Here is a 19,984-nt window from a genome sequence, read left to right as displayed (position 1 = left end):
GCTTGCATCAGGAAAATCGTAAAGTAACGTCAGGTCCGATGCTTGCAAAAAGTGTCGAAAGAGCATAAAAATACATAAATTTCGAATAACCATTCACAGAGGGTTTGCCGTGAAGGAACGCAGTACCGAACTGGTTCAGGGTTTTCGCCATACCGTTCCCTATATTAATGCCCACCGTGACAAGACGTTTGTCATCATGCTGGGTGGCGAGGCCATCGAGCATGAGAACTTCTCCAGCATCGTTAACGATATCGGCCTGTTGCATAGTCTCGGCATTCGCCTGGTGGTGGTTTATGGCGCGCGGCCGCAGATCGATGCCAGCCTCGCGCAGCAGCAGCTGGAACCGATTTATCACAAACACACCCGCGTGACCGATGCCCAATCGCTGGAGCTGGTGAAGCAGGCGGCCGGGCGTTTACAGCTCGATATTACGGCGCGTCTGTCGATGAGCCTGAATAATACGCCGCTGCAGGGCGCGCATATTAATGTGGTGAGCGGTAACTTCATCATCGCTCAGCCGCTGGGCGTGGATGACGGCGTCGATTACTGCCACAGCGGCCGCATCCGCCGGATTGACGAAGAGGCGATCCATCGTCAGCTGGATAACAATGCCATTGTGCTGCTGGGGCCGGTGGCGGTCTCGGTGACCGGCGAAAGCTTTAACCTGACCTCGGAAGAGGTGGCGACGCAGCTGGCGATTAAGCTGAAAGCCGAGAAGATGATCGGTTTCTGCTCCGAACAGGGCGTAACCGACCGCGAAGGCACCATCATTTCCGAGCTGTTCCCGAACGAGGCGCAGACGCGTATTGATGAAATGGAGAGCGACGGTGATTTTCTCTCCGGTACCGTGCGTTTCCTGCGTGGCGCGGTCAAAGCCTGCCGCAGCGGCGTGCGCCGCAGCCATCTGATCAGCTATCAGGAAGATGGCGCACTGCTGCAGGAGCTGTTCTCGCGTGACGGTATCGGTACGCAGATTGTCATGGAGTCGGCCGAGCAGATTCGCCGCGCCAACATCAACGACATCGGTGGGATCCTTGAACTGATTCGTCCGCTGGAGCAGCAGGGCATTCTGGTGCGCCGTTCGCGCGAGCAGCTGGAGATGGAGATCGACAAATTCACCATTATTCAGCGCGACAATATGACCATCGCCTGCGCAGCGCTCTATCCGTTCCCGGACGAGCAAATCGGCGAGATGGCCTGCGTGGCGGTGCACCCCGACTATCGCAGCTCGTCACGCGGCGAGCTGCTGCTGGAGCGCGTGGCGCTGCAGGCACGGCAGATGGGGCTGAAGAAGCTGTTCGTGCTGACCACGCGCAGCATCCACTGGTTCCAGGAGCGCGGCTTCACGCCGGTGGATATTGAGTCGCTGCCTGAAAGCAAAAAGCAGATGTACAACTATCAGCGTCGTTCCAAAGTGCTGATGGCAGACTTACGCTAAGCGCCACTGCTCATCAAAGCGCCGCTGAGGGAAAGTCCCCGCGGCGGCGCAATCATCTGCCCTCTTCTCCCCCTAAGCGATCCAGCAGCCCGCTGCGCCGCTGCGTGCGCAGCTGCACCGCGCGCCGGAACACCGCTTCATCACTGAACAGCGTCAGCTGGCTGCGCGCCCGGGTAATGGCGGTGTAAATCAGCTCGCGCGTCAGTACCGGCAGGAACTGAGCCGGCATCACCAGCGCGGTGTGGTCAAACTCCGAACCCTGTGATTTGTGCACCGTCATCGCCCATGCCGTGTCATGGGCCGGCAGGCGACTTGGCTGTACCGCTTTGATGCTGCCATCGGGCAGCGGGAAAAACACCTTGAGCAGCCCTTCCTCATCGAACAGCGTAATGCCGATGTCACCATTGAACAGACCGAGCGCGCTGTCGTTACGCGTCACCATCACCGGACGCCCCTGATACCAGCGGCTGCCCCCTGCCGGACGCCGAATCAGCTGCAGCTGCATCAGCTTATGCTCAATACGCTGATTGAGCCCCTGCACGCCAAATGGCCCTTCGCGCAGCGCGCACAGCAGCTGATAACGGCCAAACGCAGCAATCACCTCGGCCGGTGCGGCACGCTGGTTAATCAGCTGGAGAAATGGCCGATAGCCTTCGGCAATCTGCGTCAGCATCGCCTGATACGCTTCGGCATCGTTGAGCGGCTGGCGCACGATATCGCTGAAGCCCGCCTGAAAGGCCGCCTCGACCGCCTGCGCTTCGCCGGCGTTGACCGCCGCAGCCAGCTGACCGATGCCGGAGTGCGCCGCGAAACGGTAGCTTTTGCGCAGCAGGCAGATGGCATCACGCACCGCCGGGGCCACCGCATCATCGGTGCCGGCAACCTCGCAGCCGGTCAGCGTGGTGAGCTGCAGCGCGCGCACCGGACTGTAGCCCGCCTCGGCACAGCGGCAGATATCCCCGAGTACCGCACCGGCTTCAACCGAGGCCAGCTGGTCGCGATCGCCGAGAAAAATCACCCGCGCGTGAGCGGGCAGCGCGGCGATCAGGTTTGCCATCATGCCAAGATCGACCATCGAGGCTTCATCGACCACCAGCACGTCGAGATGCAGCGGATTACCGGCGTGGTAGCGCAGGCGCTGCGTCTCCGGCTGAGCGCCGAGTAAACGGTGCAGCGTGGTGGCTTCTGCCGGAAAACGCTGGCGCTCAACATCGCTGACGTCGAGACTGCGCAGCGCCTTACCCAGCGACTCGGTGAGCCGCGCCGCCGCCTTACCGGTAGGGGCGGCCAGCTGAATGCGCAGCGTTCCCTCACTGAGGCGAATCAGCGCCGCCAGCAGCTTCGCCACCGTGGTGGTTTTGCCGGTGCCAGGCCCGCCGGAGATCACCGCGGTTTTTTGCGTCAGCGCCACCGCCGCCGCAATTTTCTGCCAGTCCTCAGGCTGACTGCCGAAAAAGGTATCCAGCACGCTGCGCACCTGTTCGGGCGCAAACAGCTGCGGAGCCGCCTGTGGCTGGAAGAAGCGCGCCACTTCCCCTTCGTGATGCCAGAGCCGGTGCAGATAGAGCCGGTTATCACGCAGCACCACCGGTGCCGGGCGATCGCTGGCGCTGAGCGCCTGCCAGTCCGCCAGCAGTGTCGGCCAGTCCTGCGGCTCGCCGGCGGCCTGCCAGATGGCGTGCGCCAGCTCCGGATGACGACCGCTGAACAGCCCTTCGCGGGTAAGCTGCGACAGCGGCAGGCAGACGTGACCGTCACCGGCTTCCGCGCTGAGACAGGCAGCCGCCAGCAGATGTGCGGGCCGATCGTCGTCGGCCAGCAGCCGGGCAAACTGAATATCCAGCGCCCGCAGCAGGCGCAGTTCTGCCGCCTGTGCCAATAGCGTACTCATGCTACTCATGCTGCTGCTCCCGGCCCGCGAAACAGGCTATCCAGTTGTGAAACGAAATCTGACGTCGGTCGGGTATGGAACACCCCGTTATCCGGCGAGCTGCCATCCATGCCGCGTAAAAACAGATAGAATACGCCGCCAAAATGCTGTTCATAATCGTAATCCGTCAGGCGGTGCTGCAAATAGCGATGCAGCGCCAGCGTATACAGCTGATACTGCAAATCGTAACGGTGGTCGATCATCGCCTGCGCCATCGCCTGCGGTGTGTATGCCTGATGGCTCTCGCCCAGCCAGTTAGATTTGTAATCCAGCAGATAGTATTTGCCCTGCCAGCGAAATACCAGGTCGATGAAGCCTTTCAGCATGCCCTGCACCTGACGGAAGTCGAGCGGCGGCGCCTGACGCGACAGCGGATCCTGCCGCATCAACGCGTCCAGCGCCGGTGCCGTCAGCAGTCCATCAATCGGCAGATAGAACTCCATCTCGATCAGGCGATTGCCCGGTGTGATGTCGCTCAGCCGGATCCCTTGAGTGTTGAGCGGCGTGTTCACCACGCGGGTAATCCACTCGCTCAGCATCGGCTGCCAGTGCAGCGGATAGCCGCTCTGCTGCAACTGCTGTTCCAGCTGCGGCGCTGAAGGCGGCTGGGTGAAGTCGAGCGATTCAAACAGCGTATGCAGGAAAGTCCCGGGCGCAGCGCCACGCGGGAAATGGTGCGGCGTCAGCGCGGCTTCCAGCACTTCCGCCACGCGATCTTCCCCGACCGCTTCCGCATCGAAGCCCGGCATTACATCCAGCAGACGGTGACTGCCGTGCTGCTGCAGCCCGGAGTAGCTGGTGACACGCCACGGATCGGCCAGCGCGCGCGTGACGCTGCGCGCATCCAGCGCATCGTCAACCTCGTCCAGCGCCTGCCAGCGTTCATGGCCCTGCGGCTGCGCCAGCACCACTTCGGTTCCGGTCACGCTGATGTCGTGCAGTAAACTCGCCAGCTGTTCTGCGGTGGCCGGCTCGCCGCGCTGCAGCAGGAAACCCAGCGCGCTTTTATGTAAATCGCTCTCGCCCTCTTTCTTGCGCGTGCCGCGAAACAGCGGTGCCACGCCGACGCTGCAGTGATACACCGAACGCGTCAGCGCCACGTACAGCAGGCGTAAATCCTCTGCCAGCCGCTCCTGCTCTGCCAGCGCCAGACTTTGCTCATCATTCTGCAAATCCAGCACCGCGTTGTAATGCTCGCGGTCGTGATAGAGCGCGATATCGGCCTCGCGGAAACCGGCGGCAAACGGCAGCCACACCAGCGGATACTGTAACCCCTTGGATTTATGGATGGTGACAATCTGCACCAGGTGGCGGTCGCTCTCCAGCCGCAGCTGCTGGCTGGCCGACTGGCTGTCCGGTCGGGCGATCTGCTGCGCCAGATAACGCACCAGCGCGTGCGGACTGTCGAGCTGGGCCGCCGCCTCCTGCAGCAGTTCGCCGAGGTGCAGCAGATCGGTCAGGCGACGCTCGCCATTCTCTGAGGCCAGCAGGTTTTCTGCCAGCTGGCGCTCCAGCATCAGCTGACGCAGCATCGGCAGTACGCCACGCTGGTGCCACAATTGCTGCCAGCGGGCAAAGGTATCCACCAGCGCATCCCAGCCGCGCGCATCCTGATCCAGCGCGTCCAGCTGCGCGGCATCAAAGGCAAACAGCGACGTGGCCAGCGCGGTGCGCAGCATCCGCTCCTGCTCGGGCGCGAGGATCGCCTGCAGCAGCCACAGCAGTTCTCGCGCCTCGGGCGTGGTATACACGCTGTCGCGGTTGGAGAGATACACCGAAGGGATGCCGAGCTGATTGAGCGCGGCGCGAATCAGATTGGCTTCGTTCCGGCTGCGTACCAGTACCGTGATGTCCGAGGCCTGCACCGGCCGCTGGTCGGGCGTTTTGCCCAGCAGCGCGCGCTGTTGCTGACCCGCCTGCAGCCAGCGGCTGATATCAGCGGCGCACTGCTGCGCCATCAGCTGCTGGTATTCGCTGACGCTGCAGCCTGCGCCCGGCTGTAGCCAGAAGCGCAGCGCGGCCTGTTCCTCGCCGTCGATACTCAGCGACAAACGCTGATTGGGCGGCGCGGCATTGACCGGCAGAAACGGGATGTCCGCAAACAGAAACGGGGCGGGCTGGCGCATAAACAGCTGATTGACGCTCTCCACCATCGCCGGTGACGAGCGCCAGTTGGTATCCAGCGTGTAGTGCGCGTGAACTTCACTGCGCGCGCGAATATAGGTAAAGATGTCCGCACCGCGGAAGGCGTAGATAGCCTGTTTCGGGTCACCAATCAGCAGCAGCGCATGCTGCGGCTGCTGTAAATAGAGCGTGCGGAATATACGGTACTGCAGCGGGTCGGTATCCTGGAATTCGTCAATCAGCGCCACCGGAAAGCGCTGGCGAATCGCCTGCGCCAGCTGCTCGCCGCCGGGCTGTTGCAGCGCCTCGTCCAGCCGGCTCAGCAGATCGTCAAACCCCAGCAGCGCCTGCAGGCGTTTCTCTTTACGCACCGCGTGACGCACCTCCACCAGCGCGCGTGCAATCACCAAATCGCGCAGCGACAGCGGCTGCGCCAGGAATGTATCAATGGCGGAAAACAACGGGTGCTGCGGTGGCGCGCCCTTTTTGGTTTTTTCATTGAGCACCTGCTGACCGAAACGCGCCAGCTCGGCGGGAATCTGGTAATCCGCGGTCTCGCTCTGCGCCCAGGCGCTGATTTTGCTGACCCACAGCGGCAGGTTTTTGCTGCTGTAGCTGCGCTTATCGACATCAGACTGCCCGACCAGCGTCAGCACCTCTTCGCCCAGCGCCCGCCACTGCGCTTTCATTTCGGCAATGCGCGCCAGGTTGCTGCTGTGGCGCGATGTCAGGGTTTCACTGTCGTGCGGCGCCAGGCGCAGGCTGGGCGACTCGCCCTGCAGCCACGGGCGCAGCGTCGACAACAGCTGCTCCGGCCCGCTCCATTCCGCAACGATGACGCGCGCAATATCCAGCGTCAGCGGATAGCAGTGGCGCCGCCAGAAATCCGCCGTCGCCTGACGCAACAGCAGCTGTTCATCTTCAATCAGCTGCTGCTCAAACAGCATGCCGGACTCAAACGCATTGAGATTGAGCATGCGCTGGCAGAAGCCGTGAATGGTGAAAATCGCCGCCTCATCCATCTGACGTTCCGCTGCCAGCAGCAGCGCAGCCGCCTCAGCGGGCTGGGCAATGTCGGCCAGCAGCTGCATCAGCATCGGATTTGCGCTGATGCCGCGCAGACAGGCCAGCCGCAGCTCATGAATATTCTCCCGGATACGGCCGCGCAGTTCGGCGGTGGCGGCTTCGGTAAAGGTCACCACCAGAATCTCTTCCACCGACAGCGGGCGCGCATAGGCATTCGGTCCGCCAAGTCCCAGCAGCAAACGCAGGTAGAGCAGACCAATGGTAAAGGTCTTACCGGTGCCGGCGGAGGCCTCAATCAGACGCTCACCCTGTAGCGGCAGCGTCAGGGGATTGAGCGATTCAGGGCGCTGACTCATGGCGCATCACTCTTCACGGAGAGCGACTGCTGCAGGCGGGCGACTTCATCCCAGGTGGTAAAGCCCGGCAGCGGCGCGTAATCCGCATCGTGGGTGCCATCGTGACTGCCGCCAATCTGCGAGATCATCGCCATGCCCTGCTGCGCCAGCACGGCCTGATGGAAAAAGTCAGCCAGGCTGGCCGGTGTCAGCTGCTGAATTTGCGCAATGGCTTTTTCGCGCGTATCAAACGCGAAGTTCTGGCGATTGAAATCACGGCTGTAGCGGTTGGCCTCTTCATCCAGCGTTTGCGGACGCTGTTTCAGATCGTTGATCAGTGCCTGCTGATACTGGGCGAAATCCTCCGCTTTCATGCTGCGCAGACGCTGTTCCGCCTGCGGATAGAACGCCTGGAAACGCTGCAGCAGATAAGCGGGCGGTTTACTGTTGCTTTGCAGCAGGAAGCCAATGCCCCACTGGCGACCAATCGGCATCTGATAAGCGAACACCGCATAGCCCAGCTGCTCCTCGGTGCGCAGCTGATTGTAGAACCACGGCTGCACAATCTGGCTCAGCATGGTGCTGTTAGCCATACTTTGATACTCGCTGTAGCCGAGCGGCACATACAGCGTCGCCAGCGCCGAGTCGGTGCTGCTGCCGGTTTTCTGCAGGTTGGCTTTGATCGGCTTATCCACCACCACATAATCGCTGTGCCAGTAACCATGCCCCGCGCTGTGCAGCTGCTGTTTAAGCTCTTCGCCCAGCTGCCTGACGCGATCGGCCGACAGGTTGCCGACCACCATCATTTCCGGCGTGGCGTGCTGGATCAGCGCATCGCGGTAATCCATCACCTCCTGCAGCGTGATCTGTTTCACCAGCTGGCGTCGCGCCTCACGCTGGGTATAAGGCAGCTGGGACAGCATTTGCATCGGCTGAATCGCCTGTTCAAACGCTTTGCCCTTTTCCGCCGCTTCCAGCCGATCCAGATACCAGGATTTCGCCTGCTCCAGCTGCTGCGCATCCGGCTGGAAGCTGGCGTAGCCTTCAACCAGCTTTTTCAGCAGCTCCGGCAGGCGCTGGGTGAAGCCGCTGGCATTGAACACCAGCCCGTCGTCCTCACCGGTAGAGAAGCTGATGCCGCCCACCGAAGCCTGCGAATTCAGCTCATCCAGCGCCAGGCTGGAGAGGTAGTCGTTGAGACCAAACAACACCTGCTGGCGCGCATCGCTGATCGCGGATTTGTTACGCAGCGCGAGCGTAATAGCGGCCTTCGGCTCGCTGGCGTAGAACTGGCTCGGCATCCAGTAGATGCGCATGCTGTCACCATTGGTCAGCGCCACCGGATGATCGTAGTGCTTACCGTCAGAGGGGATGAGGGCGAAATCCGACGGAATGTAGGGATTCAGGGTCGGCAGTGACAGCGGAATCTGCTGCGCCTGCTGCTGCCAGTCGCTGAACTGCGTGGCGCTGATTTTATCCACCTGATAAGGCGCATTCACAAAGTAAGCCTGTTTGTTGTGCGGCTCAGCGGGACTGATGTACCAGATGCGGGCGTTCTGCGGCGTCATCTCAGCCAGACGGGCGTTGATCGCGGCCGCATCATAGCGGTCGGCCAGATAAGGCGCATCCAGCGTGTGCGTCACCGGCACGCGCAGCATGGTATCCACCAGCCACTCTATGTAATCCATATCGCGGGTAATTGATGGATAGCGGAAATCCAGCGCCAGCACGTGCGCAACTTCATCGAAATAGCGCTTGTCGATGCCTTGTTTGCGCAGCATATCAAGGTAGCTGAATACTGCAGCCACCACGCGATCGCGCTGCGCCAGACCTTTGTCGGTCAGCGAAACCGAGATGGCAAACACGCCGCTGTTGCGCTCGGTCATCGGATCCGCGCCGGCATTGACGCCATCCGCCAGTCCCTGCTGCTGCAACCAGTCGTTCAGGGTATTTTTACTGCGGTTGCCCAGCAGATAGCTGATTAAGGTGTCGGTTTTGCTGCGGAACTGGTCGCTGTCGTTGGCGATGCGAAACTCAATTTTCAGCTGCTTGCGCGGCTGCGCTGGCACGTAATGAATGATGATGCCTTTCTGCGCATCGGTGACCACCGGCACGGTAATATCCGGCACGCTGGCCTGATGATTGGCCACGCGGCCAAAGGTCTGTGCAGCGATCGTCGCCATCTCCGGCAGCGGTTTGTTACTGTAAATCACCGCTTTCATCAGATTCGCCGAATAGTGGCGGTGATAGAAATCGAGCAGCGCCTGATGCAGGTTGCTGTCGGGTTTGTCACTCAGGGTATCAAGGTTACCGCCCGAATAGCGCGAGCCGGGGTGCGCCGGGTTGAGGGTTTCCGCGCCAACCTGCGCCATACGCAGCCCATCGCGCGAGCGTGCCATCGTCAGCTCAGCGTTAACCGCATGCCGCTCGCGGTCCGCGTTGGTCGGGTCGAGCAGGGGTTGCGCAATCGCATCCGCCAGACGATCCACCGCCGGTTGCAGCGCATCGTTTTCAACTTCCAGGTAAAACGCGGTGCGGTACGAGGCTGTGCTGGCATTGTGGCTGCCACCATGCTTCTTGAGAAACTCCGCCAGGTTATCCGGCTGCGGATAATTTTTTGACCCCATCAGCACCATGTGTTCCAGATAGTGTGCCAGGCCCAGCTGACTGTCGGGATCGTCCAGAGAACCGATCGGTAACGTCAGCGCTGCCAGAGATTTCGGCGCGGCAGCATCCGACACCAGCAGCACCGTCATGCCGTTGCTCAGGGTAATGGCCTGATAACTGCGCGGATCGTGATCGCTCTTGCGGATGGTTTCATCAATCGGCTGCCAGCCGCGCCCGTCGTCGGCAAAGGCATTCAGCGCCAGCATGCTCAGCAGCAGCGCTCCTATCCAGCGTGCGTAAATCCGCATTTCAACCCCTTAACGTTACCCTTATCCGCCGGCGTTGCGCCGGTCGGGATACTCAAACACTTTCTTATAAGACGGTGGCTGCCAAGGTACAGGCCGCACTTCCGTTGCTATTCATCATCCTGATGCGCGAGGCGCACCGGCAAATACCACTGACGCGCCGCAGCGATGATCTGCTGCTGCGTCGGCTCGTCCAGCGTGCGGCACAGGCGCTGCAGATAGGGATCGCTGCCCTCGCCTTCAACCTGGTAGCCACCCTGCCACGCCTGCAACAGCTTGTTGAGCGCCTTTTTCTGCGTGGCGTCATCTTCCTGAAGCTGGCCGGATTTGCTGTCAAAGCTGGCGTCCAGCCAGGCGCCGCCGGATTTATTCAGCAGCAGCAGCGGCTGCGCCAGACCCGCCTCACAGGCGGCTACATATTCAGCCAGCTGTGCCTGCGCCTGGGTGGGTGCCACCGCCGCGAAGCGCCAGCGGCTCTGTTTGCGACCGTACATGCGGCTGGTGCCGTTGCCGCCCAGCGCACAATACACCAGATGTTCCAGCCACAGCAGCAGGCCATCGTTGATGTTGAGCACGCCCGGCCGCCAGCGTAGCAGCCCATCAGCTTGCACCTGAGTCAGCCAGCCGGTCAACTGCGTTGCGCCCAGCGTCAGGTTGACTTCCCAGCTCTCCGCCGGCAGCCGCTGCGCGCTCACTTCCGCCGCCACTTCCTGCATCTCTTCGGTCTGGCTTTGCCAGAAAAGTTCCCCGAAGGCGCCGTAAGGCAGATTACCGGCGGCGCGATGGTGCGCATACAGCTGGGCCGGATCGTCACCGTTGACCAGTGTATTGAGCAGTTCAGCGTTGATCTGATAGCGCTCCAGGCTGTCCGGTGCGAACGGTTCGCTGTCCGGCAGCTCGCTCTCCTCCATCCAGAAAGCCACGCCGAGGCGCTGCTGGAACCACGCCCGCACCGGATGACGCCAGAAGCGCAGCAGCTGCTCCAGCGACAGCGTGGTCAGCGGCTGAACCGGCAGCGGCTGAACAAACCCGGGCTGCGCCACGCCGCTGCCGGTGGCCGCCGGCAACCACTCTGCGGCAAAGCTCTGCACGTGGCTTCCCGGCTGAAAATTTTCCGCTGCAAACGGCATGCGGCTGTGCAGGCGTTGCAAATGTGCCCGCACCCGCTGCTCACTGACGTCCGGCTCACTGGCTTCATCGCCCGGCAGACAGAAGCTTTGCGCCAGATAATCCACCAGTTCAGTCACCAGCACCGAGGGATAGCGCTCGGTGTTGTCCTGAATCGCCCGGCCAATGTAACTGATGTACAGCTGCTGCTGCGCCGAGATCAGCGCTTCAAGGAACAGATAGCGGTCATCATCACGCCGGCTGCGATCGCCTTTCCGCGTCTGCTGCTGCATCAGGTCAAAACCCAACGGCGCCAGGGTGCGCGGATACACGCCGTCGTTCATGCCCAGCAGGCACACCACTTTAAACGGGATGGAGCGCATCGGCATCAGCGTACAGAAGTTGATCGGCCCGGCCAGGAAGCGCTGGCTGATGCGCTGCTGATCCAGGCGCGCACGCAGCTCATCGCGCAGCAGCGTGACCGGAATCGGCTGCTGATACGCGGCCTGCATCCCCTGTTCAATGATCTCCTGCCACTGCGTTTCGACCAGCAGCAGCGCCGCCTCGCTGTCAGCATCGCCGCTGAAGAAGCTGTCGATCAGCTCGCGGCACAGCGGCAGCCATTCGGCCAGGGTGCGCGTCTGCGCAAGGCGCGTGCGCCAGCTGTCGAGCCGCGCCAGCAGCTCGGCCAGATGGCCCGCCAGCTCGGCGATCAGGCCGCTGGATTCGTCATACGGCAGAATGCCCTGCCAGTCACCGTTGCGGCTTTCCAGCGCGTAGCCCAGCAGCATACGCTGCAGGCCGAAGCGCCAGGTGTGCTGGCCGGTGACCGGCAGCGCCAGCGCTTCCACGCTGGCGTCATCCAGTCCCCAGCGGATGCCGGATTCCATCACCCAGCGGCGCAGCAGGCGCAGGCCGCTCTCCTCGACGGAGAAACGCTGTGCCAGCGCCGGCACCTCCAGCAGCGCCAGCACCTCTTCTGAGGCAAAGCGACTGTCCGGCAGTGCCAGCAGGCTGAGCAGCGCGAGGATGGCCGGATGCGCCTGACTGGCGCGCCGGTCAGAAATGGCGAACGGCAGATAGCGCTCAGGCGGCGCACTGGCAAAAGCCGCCTGAATAAAAGGCGCGTAGCTGTCGATGTCTGCCACCATGACGATGATATCGCGCGGCTTCAGCTCCGGATCGGCTTCCATCAGCGCCAGCAGGTGATCCTGCAGCACTTCCACCTCACGCTGGGCGCTGTGACACACCTGCAGCGTGATGGAACGATCGTGCGGATCGAGCCAGCGCTTGTCCATGCTGTCGGCCAGCTCGCCAGCGCTGAGCCCAATCACCGCGCGATCGTCAAGATTGAGCAGATCGGCCTGCAGGCAGTGCAGCAGATTGTCCGGTGACATCTCCACAAACGCATCGATGTCGTTGGCGGCTGACTCCATCTGGCTCAGCAGAAACAGGTTGTCGCGGCCCAGCTTGCCCCACGAGGCCAGCAGTGGATTGGTCAGCTGCTGCTCGCCCAGTTCGTTAAACAGCGCTGGCGCGGCATCCGGGTCGCGGAACAGCGGCTGCGTCTCCTGCGAATGCAGGCGCAGCCGCTGACGGCTCTGCAGCTTCGCGAGGAAGGCGTAATCCTGAATGTCGCCCCAGTAGTGACGACAGGGATTGGTAAACAGCAGGTGAATATCAATGTGGCGGCCCAGCGCTTCCAGCGCCTGCAGATAAACCGGCGGTAGCGCAGAGATACCGCAGATGAAGACGCGCTGCGGCAGCCCCGGCGGCGGCGTTGACGCCTGCTCCAGCGCCTGAATAAACCGTGCATAGAGGTTGGCACGGTGCCACATCGGCTGACCGAGGCTGCGCGTGAATTCGACCAGATCGCGCCACAGCGCCGCCTGCCACTGCTGAGCATCACTCAGCCCGTCCACCTTTTCGCCGCGCTCCCAGCGGTTCAGCCAGTCGGAGCGGTAGACCAGATACTGGTCAAACAGATCCGCCACGCGTGCGCTGAGCTGATAAAGTTTGCGCTGATCGTCGTCGTCATGCAGATAGCTGCGCAGCGGCTGAAACGCCTCCTGCTCCAGCAGCACCGGCAGCCGGTGCATCAGCTTCCAGCTCATGCTGGCTTTGGTAAAAGCACTCTCTTCCGGGATATCCGGCAGCACTTTAACGAACATGCTCCAGATAAAGCTGGCGGGCAGCGGAAAATCAATGTTGGCGGCAATGTTGAAGCGGTTAGCCAGCTCCATCTGCAGCCACTGCGCCATGCCCGGGCTCTGTACCAGCACCTGCTCAGCCGCGAGCGGATCGGCCAGCGGCTGGAGTTTTATCAGCTCTACCGCTAAGTCTTTCAATAAATCTAACCGATTGGAGTGGTAAACCCGGAACATAAAACTCCTTAAAGAAGGGAAAGCGCAGCCCGGTCACTCTACCCTTAATCGTCTGGCCTGCCTACCCGCCGGCATCACCTTCGCGGCAATTGAGCCGCGCCAGTGACGCCGTGCGCTGATGGGGTCCGGTGACGGTAACGCGATCCAGCACGCAGCCGCCAGGTAAACTCTGCGGCTGGTGCACAATGTGCCAGCCGGCAGTATCACGCCCGAGCAGCGCCTGCCCGGCTACCTGCCACGCCTGGCGCTGCTGCCACTGCTGGCTAAATCCCAGCGCCAGTGCGCGATGATACTGCAGCAGCGTGCTGATGGTCATCGCCAGCAGCAGCATGGCGACCAGCGTTTCCGCCAGGCTAAAACCCTGCTGTCGTCTCTGGCAGCTGACACTGCTCCGCCTTTGCCAGCGGGCAGTAGTCGAGCCAGCCATGCGGCTGTGGTTGCAGCTGACCGTTGCGCAGCGATACCCACTGATAGAGCACGAGCGCGCGTCCGGTGCCGCGCGCCGATAATAAGCCATGATTCTCCTCCTGCCGCAGCAGACAGCTTTGCCACGCGTCGGCCTGAGCGGTCTGACACTGCCAGCCCGCGGCCTGCGGCCAGTTTTGCTGCCGGCCCCACGTTAACGCTGCCTGCGCCTGCCAGAAATCCTGCTGATGCTGCTGCTCGTCGGCGACCAACGCCATGCCCTGCGCCAGCTGCGTGCGCGCGGCGTGCAGCGTGAGCCCGCCCATCAGCAGTAACATCACCACCATGCCAAGCGTGCTGTTGCCACGCTGCTTCACAGATTCAGCCCCTCCGCTATTATCGCCAGCTCTGCCTGCTGGCGGCCCGCCGTGGCGGCCAGCTGCAACAGCAGCCGCGAGCCCTGGCGCTCAACCCGGAAGGTGCTGAGGGTGAGGAATGCCGGATCGGTGATGCGCTCCCAGCCGTTGCTGTTGCACTCTTCCACGCCGCGCTGCATCTCAAGCTGTCCGTTGCGCAGACGATAGCCGTAATAATCGCTTTCACTGTGACCAACACCTTCCCAGCGTCCGTTACTGTTTTCGTCCCAGCGCAGCAGTACACAGCTGCCGCCGCTCACCAGCGTGAGCGCCGCACCGCTGCACTGACCGTGACAGTAACCGGCACGGCGCAGCGCTTTGGCCAGCGAGCCGGCAACCTGCTGCAGCTCCTGTTGCAGCTGGACCCGCTGCTGCAGGCGCAGGTTCTGTTCCAGCAGCAGCGGCAGAAAGCGGCCGACGCTGACCATCAGCACCGCGCCAATCGCCATGGCGATCAGCATCTCCAGCAGACTGAAGCCCCCCTGCGCTATTCGCATCCCTTCTCTCCCGGCTGGCAGACCCGGATGCGCGCCCGGGCGGAGAGGATGACGCGCCAGCGGCCAGCTGCGCTCTCCAGTTCGATACTGCCGGGCCGGGCCACATCGCGTCGGCCGTAAAAGCCCGGCTCGCCGACCAGTGCGGTGATGCGCACTTCGCGATAAGGCGGCCGGAACAGCCAGCGCGACGGCAGCTGACACCCTTCTGCGGGCTGCGTCCCGGTGCCGAGGCAGCCGTTTTCGCCCGGCTGCAGCCACAGGCTGAGGTCGCGGTTGTGCCAGCTGGCGTGCGCACGCAGCCGCAGCAAAAAGCTCTGCAGTTGCAGTACGCTGTCACGCAGTTGCTGATACTGTTGCCAGCGCTGCCAGCCCTGTAAGGCTGCGATGCTGAGGATGCCGGCAATCACCATAACCAGCAGCAGTTCCGGCAGCGTAAAGCCGGCGTTTTGGGTTCTGTTCATAACCGGCACTCTGCGCCTGCCGGACGAAAAGCAACAGCGGCAAACAGAGAAGATGGAAAGCGTGCCGCAGGAAAGTTATGCCCGGTGCAGACAACACCCTTTTTTTTGCGCGTCGGATTCAGAAAATCCCCGCAGAAGCGGACGGAGGCCAGGCAAAAAAAAAGCCCTGCGCGATGGCAGGGCCTGATGCTGGAGAGCGGCAGATTACACGGCGACCGGCGCTTTGATCGCCGGATGCGGATCGTAGCCTTCGATCTCAAAATCATCGAACTGGTAATCAAAAATCGACGCGGGCTTACGCTTAATCACCAGTTTCGGCAGCGGTCGCGGTTCACGCGTCAGCTGCAGTCGCGCCTGTTCGAGATGGTTGCTGTACAGGTGCGTATCGCCGCCGGTCCAGACGAAATCGCCCACCTCAAGATCGCACTGCTGTGCCACCATATGCACCAGCAGCGCATAGCTGGCGATATTGAACGGCAGGCCAAGGAAGATATCGCACGAACGCTGGTACAGCTGGCACGACAGCTTGCCATTCGCCACGTAGAACTGGAAAAACGCGTGGCACGGCGCCAGCGCCATCTGATCCAGCTCACCGACGTTCCATGCCGAAACGATAATGCGGCGCGAATCTGGATCGCGTTTCAGCTGCTCAATCACCTTGCTGATTTGATCGATCTCTTCGCCGGAAGCTTTGCCCCAGCTGCGCCACTGCTTGCCGTAGACCGGTCCCAGATCGCCGTTTTCATCCGCCCATTCGTCCCAGATGGTGACCTTGTTCTCTTTCAGGTAGCCGATGTTGGTGTCGCCTTTGAGGAACCACAGCAGCTCATGAATGATCGAGCGTAGATGCACCTTCTTGGTGGTGACCAGCGGAAAACCGTCCTGCAAATTGAAACGCATCTGGTGGCCAAAGATGGAGAGCGTGCCGGTACCGGTACGGTCGGCCTTTTCTGCGCCTTCATTCAGCACATGTTGCATCAAATCCAGATACTGTTTCATTTTACCTCACGCGTTTGTTGCTGCGGGCGACGACGATACGCCCAGACCATCATAATCACTCCGGCCAGAATCATCGGGATCGACAGAATCTGGCCCATACTGATACCGCCTTCGAACAGGCCAAGCTGGGCATCCGGCTGGCGGAAAAACTCCACGATAATGCGGAATGCGCCGTAGCCAATCAGGAACAGGCCGGAGACGCTGCCCATCGGGCGCGGCTTGCGAATAAACAGGTTGAGAATGATAAACAGCACGATGCCTTCCAGGCACAGCTCATACAGCTGTGACGGATGGCGCGGCAGCACGCCGTACGTGTTCAGCAGTTCCTGATATTGCGGGTTGTTGGCCGCCAAAGCGAGGTCTTCGCTGCGCGAACCCGGGAACAGCATGGCGAATTTAAAGTCAGGCGCCACGCGGCCCCACAGTTCGCCGTTGATGAAGTTGCCGAGACGGCCAGCACCGAGACCAAACGGGATCAGCGGCGCAATGAAATCAGAGACCTGGAAGAAGGTGCGTTTGGTACGGCGGGCGAAGATCAGCATCACCACGATCACCCCAATCAGACCACCGTGGAATGACATGCCCCCGTCCCACACTTTGAACAGATAGAGTGGGTTGTCGAGGAATAGCGGCAGGTTATAGAACAGCACGTAGCCGATGCGGCCGCCGAGGAACACGCCGAGGAAGCCCGCGTACAGCAGGTTTTCAACTTCTTCTTTCTTCCAGCCGCTGCCGGGTTTGTTGGCGCGGCGCACCGCCAGCCACATAGCAAACACAAAGCCTACCAGATACATCAGGCCGTACCAGTGCAGCGAAACCGGTCCGATGGAGAAGATCACCGGATCGAATTGGGGAAATGAAATGTAGCCGTTAGTCATCTTTCACCATGTTTTTTCTGCCCGCAAAAGGGCGTGGCTAAAGGGCCATACAATAAAAGGCTGCGCATCATAGCACAGCCGCTTTTCACAATTTCCGCAGAAATGTAAACAGTTAACGTCCGCCGCGAATCAGTCCGCCCAGGCCGCGCCGCTCCATGAAGGCCGACACCAGATGGCGCACTTCCGTTGCGGTGTGCGCCATCACGCCCTGCTGGCTCAGTTTCTGCGCCTCTTCATAATCGAGGTGGCGCAGCAGGTATTTGACGCGCGGAATGTTCTTGCCGTTCATGCTGAGATGGTGATAACCCAGACCCACCAGCAGCGCGACGCACATCGGATCGCCCGCCATTTCACCACACAGGCACAGCTCCAGTTTGGCCTGGCGGGCTTCACTGGCGATGGTTTGCAACGCCCGCAGCATCGCCGGATGCAGCGAATCGTAAAGGTTGGCGACGCGGGTATTGTTGCGATCGACCGCCAGCAGATACTGGGTAAGATCGTTGGTGCCGACGGAGATAAAGTCCACGCGTTGCGCCAGATGCGGGATCAGAAACAGCATCGACGGCACTTCAATCATCACACCAATGCGCGGTTTCGGAATGGCATAACCGAGCATCTCTTCCACTTCGCGACCGGCGCGATCGATCAGGCGCCGCGCCTCTTCGATCTCGTCAATATGACTGATCATCGGCAGCAGAATGCTCAGGTTGCCCGAGGCAACGTTGGCGCGCAGCATGGCGCGCACCTGCACCAGGAAGATCTCCGGCTGGTCGAGCGTCAGACGAATGCCACGCCAGCCGAGACAGGGGTTCTCTTCACTGATCGGCATGTAAGGCAGCTGTTTGTCAGCGCCGACATCCAGCGTGCGCAGCGTCACCGGTTTGTCGTAAAACAGTTGCAGCATGCCCTGATATTGCGCCACCTGCTCCTCTTCCGACGGGAAGCCGCTTTGCAGCATGAACGGAATTTCGGTGCGATACAGGCCGATGCCGTCAACCCAGTTGTCGAGCGCCTGTTCGTGTTCCGGGCTGAGACCGGCGTTGAGCATTACCTGCACGCGCTCGCCGCTTTTCAGCTCGCCGGGCTGCTCCACCACGTCTTCGGCCATTTTGCTCAGCGCGTTCTCTTCGCTGATCAGCCGCTGATACTCCTGCACCAGCACCGGCTCTGGATCGATCAGCACTTCGCCGCGATAGCCGTCCACGATCAGCAGCCGCTTGTTGAGCTGCGACGGCAGGATATCCGCGCCCATCACGGTCGGAATACCCATGGCGCGCGTGAGGATCGCCGCGTGCGAGTTGGCTGCGCCATCGCGCACCACGACGCCCGCCAGCCGCTCCTGCGGCAGCTCCGCCAGCGTGGTGGCGGTGAGTTCATCGGCCACCAGCACAAAACGTTCCGGCCAGGCATTGGTGCCCACCAGCGTGTCGTCAAGGTGGAACAGCAGGCGCTGGCCGAGCACGCGCAAATCTCCGGCGCGCTCGCGTAAATAGTGATCCTGCAGGCTGGCAAACTGTGCGGCAAACTTCTCGATCACCGTTTTGACCGCCCACTCGGCTACCGATCCGCGCTCGATCTCGGCAAACAGATCTTTTTTCAGTCGCGCATCGGTGAGCAGGTGCGAGTAGAGATCGAAGATCGCCGCGCTCTCTTTCTGCACGCTGGCCGCGAAACGCTTGCTGAAGCGACGAAACTCGTTGCCGGCCTCGCCCATGGCGACAATCAGGCGCTCGCGTTCACGCTGTGGATCGAGCGTAGAGGCGGCGGATACCTGGTCGAGCAGCGGCTGTGTTTCATCAACCCAGCCAGGTGCGACGGCGACGCCCGGCGCGGCGGCAATCGCTTTGACGCGCGTCTGGCGGAACTGACCGAACAGCTGGCCAAGCTGCGACTGCGACAGCAGCGCGGCCATCTGCGTGGCCAGCGTAACCAGAAATGACTCTTCGCTTTCGTCGAACTGACGATGCTCTCGCTGTTGCACCACCAGCACGCCGAGCAGCTGACGCCGGCTGATGATTGGCACACCCAGAAATGAGCGGTAGCGCTCTTCTTTGACGGAGGGAATGTATTTGAAGCTGGGATGACTTTGCGCATCGGCGAGGTTGATCGGTTCGGCCAGGCGGCCCACCAGCCCGACGATACCTTCGTCGAACGCCAGCGTAACCGTGCGGCCGCGCGGCTTTTTCAGGCCGCGCGTCGCCATCAGGTAGTAGCAACGCCGATCGTGATCGGCGAGGTAAACCGAGCAGACCTCGGTCTCCATCGCCAGGCATATTTCGTTGACCAGAATGTCGAGTGCTTCATTCAGACGCGGTGCACTCGCCACTTTTTCTACAATTTCGCGCAACTGAGTGAGCATAAAGGGCGTGGCCTATCCTCTTTTACGTCGATGGGCGGCGTTGTTATTGCGCTGCCCCGCACTCTCCTGCATAGACATCACCACGCCAGCGAATTCCTTCATGACGCGGCGATACACATCGCGCTTGAAAGAGACAACCTGACGTACCGGATACCAGAAGCTGACCCAGCGCCAGCCATCGAACTCCGGCGTGCTGCTGTGTTGCACATTGATATCCGCGTCACTACACATCAACTGCAGAAGAAACCACTTTTGTTTCTGGCCGATACACACCGGCTTTGTGTCCCAACGCACCAAACGTTTTGGCAACTTGTAACGTAACCAGTTACGGGTTGAAGCAAGTATTCGAACATCTTTGCGGTGTAAACCCACTTCTTCGAACAGTTCGCGATACATCGCCTGTTCAGCGGTTTCACCCGGATTGATGCCTCCCTGAGGAAACTGCCAGGAGTGCTGTCCAAAGCGCCTGGCCCATAACACTTGTCCTTGCCTGTTACAGATTACGATACCAACATTCGGGCGGTAGCCATCATCATCGATCACTGGACTACCTCAAAGCTAAATTTGAATAGCCTGATTGTTTCATACTCCTTACAGGCGGTAAACCACTGGATATCCGCGCCGCTGACCGGATAACAATGGGATAACTCACAGATAATAGCCATGTTATAAACAGACAGGGGCATTTAACGGCGATCTTATTCACCTTTTCT

The 19,984-nt window shown here is 61.1% G+C and carries 13 protein-coding genes; 1 reads left to right on the top strand and 12 read right to left on the bottom strand.

All coding sequences use genetic code 11. The features are described from left to right. The first annotated feature begins 109 nt into the window (after positions 1 to 109). A complete protein-coding gene (gene argA / locus C1N56_RS04100; RefSeq protein ID WP_021506712.1) occupies positions 110 to 1,438 on the top strand; it encodes an amino-acid N-acetyltransferase in 1,329 nt (442 codons plus the stop codon). A 52-nt stretch (positions 1,439 to 1,490) separates the two neighbouring features. Here argA and recD read toward each other — a convergent pair whose 3' ends face one another. The 12 genes from recD to rppH all read right to left on the bottom strand — a co-directional run bounded on the left by recD (position 1,491) and on the right by rppH (position 19,814). Next, the gene (gene recD / locus C1N56_RS04095; protein ID WP_394517156.1) at positions 1,491 to 3,338 is read right to left on the bottom strand and encodes an exodeoxyribonuclease V subunit alpha; all 1,848 of its coding nucleotides are present in this window, start codon (positions 3,336 to 3,338) and stop codon (positions 1,491 to 1,493) included. Continuing rightward, positions 3,335 to 6,874, bottom strand: a complete 3,540-nt coding sequence (recB, locus tag C1N56_RS04090) for an exodeoxyribonuclease V subunit beta (protein WP_394517155.1) — start codon at positions 6,872 to 6,874, stop codon at positions 3,335 to 3,337. Before recB ends, recD begins: the two co-directional genes overlap by 4 nt. Then, the gene (ptrA, locus tag C1N56_RS04085) at positions 6,871 to 9,768 is read right to left on the bottom strand and encodes a pitrilysin (protein WP_394517154.1); all 2,898 of its coding nucleotides are present in this window, start codon (positions 9,766 to 9,768) and stop codon (positions 6,871 to 6,873) included. Before ptrA ends, recB begins: the two co-directional genes overlap by 4 nt. Before the next feature lie 107 nt (positions 9,769 to 9,875). Continuing rightward, positions 9,876 to 13,256: an exodeoxyribonuclease V subunit gamma gene (recC, locus tag C1N56_RS04080; protein ID WP_394517153.1), complete on the bottom strand. Its 3,381-nt coding sequence runs from the start codon at positions 13,254 to 13,256 to the stop codon at positions 9,876 to 9,878. A 61-nt stretch (positions 13,257 to 13,317) separates the two neighbouring features. Beyond that, entirely contained in the window at positions 13,318 to 13,608 is a 291-nt protein-coding gene (locus tag C1N56_RS04075; RefSeq protein ID WP_230857086.1) for a prepilin-type N-terminal cleavage/methylation domain-containing protein, read from the bottom strand. Position 13,609: 1 nt separating this feature from the next. Beyond that, positions 13,610 to 14,038: a DUF2509 family protein gene (locus tag C1N56_RS04070; RefSeq protein WP_215800708.1), complete on the bottom strand. Its 429-nt coding sequence runs from the start codon at positions 14,036 to 14,038 to the stop codon at positions 13,610 to 13,612. Next, positions 14,035 to 14,574: a prepilin peptidase-dependent protein gene (locus C1N56_RS04065; RefSeq protein WP_031279500.1), complete on the bottom strand. Its 540-nt coding sequence runs from the start codon at positions 14,572 to 14,574 to the stop codon at positions 14,035 to 14,037. Before C1N56_RS04065 ends, C1N56_RS04070 begins: the two co-directional genes overlap by 4 nt. Further along, a complete protein-coding gene (locus tag C1N56_RS04060; RefSeq protein ID WP_394517152.1) occupies positions 14,565 to 15,035 on the bottom strand; it encodes a prepilin-type N-terminal cleavage/methylation domain-containing protein in 471 nt (156 codons plus the stop codon). The genes C1N56_RS04065 and C1N56_RS04060 overlap by 10 nt, the downstream gene beginning before the upstream one ends. Positions 15,036 to 15,239: 204 nt before the next feature. Continuing rightward, positions 15,240 to 16,034, bottom strand: coding sequence for a thymidylate synthase (gene thyA / locus C1N56_RS04055; RefSeq protein ID WP_021506704.1), 795 nt, complete (start codon positions 16,032 to 16,034; stop codon positions 15,240 to 15,242). After that, positions 16,031 to 16,912, bottom strand: coding sequence for a prolipoprotein diacylglyceryl transferase (lgt, locus tag C1N56_RS04050; protein WP_021506703.1), 882 nt, complete (start codon positions 16,910 to 16,912; stop codon positions 16,031 to 16,033). Before lgt ends, thyA begins: the two co-directional genes overlap by 4 nt. 112 nt (positions 16,913 to 17,024) lie before the next feature. Continuing rightward, a complete protein-coding gene (ptsP, locus tag C1N56_RS04045; RefSeq protein WP_058757064.1) occupies positions 17,025 to 19,271 on the bottom strand; it encodes a phosphoenolpyruvate--protein phosphotransferase in 2,247 nt (748 codons plus the stop codon). Positions 19,272 to 19,283: 12 nt separating this feature from the next. After that, entirely contained in the window at positions 19,284 to 19,814 is a 531-nt protein-coding gene (gene rppH, locus C1N56_RS04040; RefSeq protein ID WP_031279497.1) for an RNA pyrophosphohydrolase, read from the bottom strand. Positions 19,815 to 19,984 lie beyond the last annotated feature (170 nt).

The sequence above is a fragment of the Pantoea sp. SGAir0175 genome (assembly GCF_043547855.1).
Note: the sequence above shows the minus strand (reverse complement) of the source record. Positions and strands in the feature narration are given on the sequence as shown.

Coding starts and splice junctions, on each gene's coding strand:
- recD (WP_394517156.1), bottom strand. CDS start 3,338: ATGAGTAGCATGAGTACGCTATTGGCACAGGCGGCAGAACTGCGCCTG.
- recB (WP_394517155.1), bottom strand. CDS start 6,874: ATGAGTCAGCGCCCTGAATCGCTCAATCCCCTGACGCTGCCGCTACAG.
- ptrA (WP_394517154.1), bottom strand. CDS start 9,768: ATGCGGATTTACGCACGCTGGATAGGAGCGCTGCTGCTGAGCATGCTG.
- recC (WP_394517153.1), bottom strand. CDS start 13,256: ATGTTCCGGGTTTACCACTCCAATCGGTTAGATTTATTGAAAGACTTA.
- C1N56_RS04065 (WP_031279500.1), bottom strand. CDS start 14,574: ATGCGAATAGCGCAGGGGGGCTTCAGTCTGCTGGAGATGCTGATCGCC.
- C1N56_RS04060 (WP_394517152.1), bottom strand. CDS start 15,035: ATGAACAGAACCCAAAACGCCGGCTTTACGCTGCCGGAACTGCTGCTG.
- thyA (WP_021506704.1), bottom strand. CDS start 16,034: ATGAAACAGTATCTGGATTTGATGCAACATGTGCTGAATGAAGGCGCA.
- lgt (WP_021506703.1), bottom strand. CDS start 16,912: ATGACTAACGGCTACATTTCATTTCCCCAATTCGATCCGGTGATCTTC.
- ptsP (WP_058757064.1), bottom strand. CDS start 19,271: ATGCTCACTCAGTTGCGCGAAATTGTAGAAAAAGTGGCGAGTGCACCG.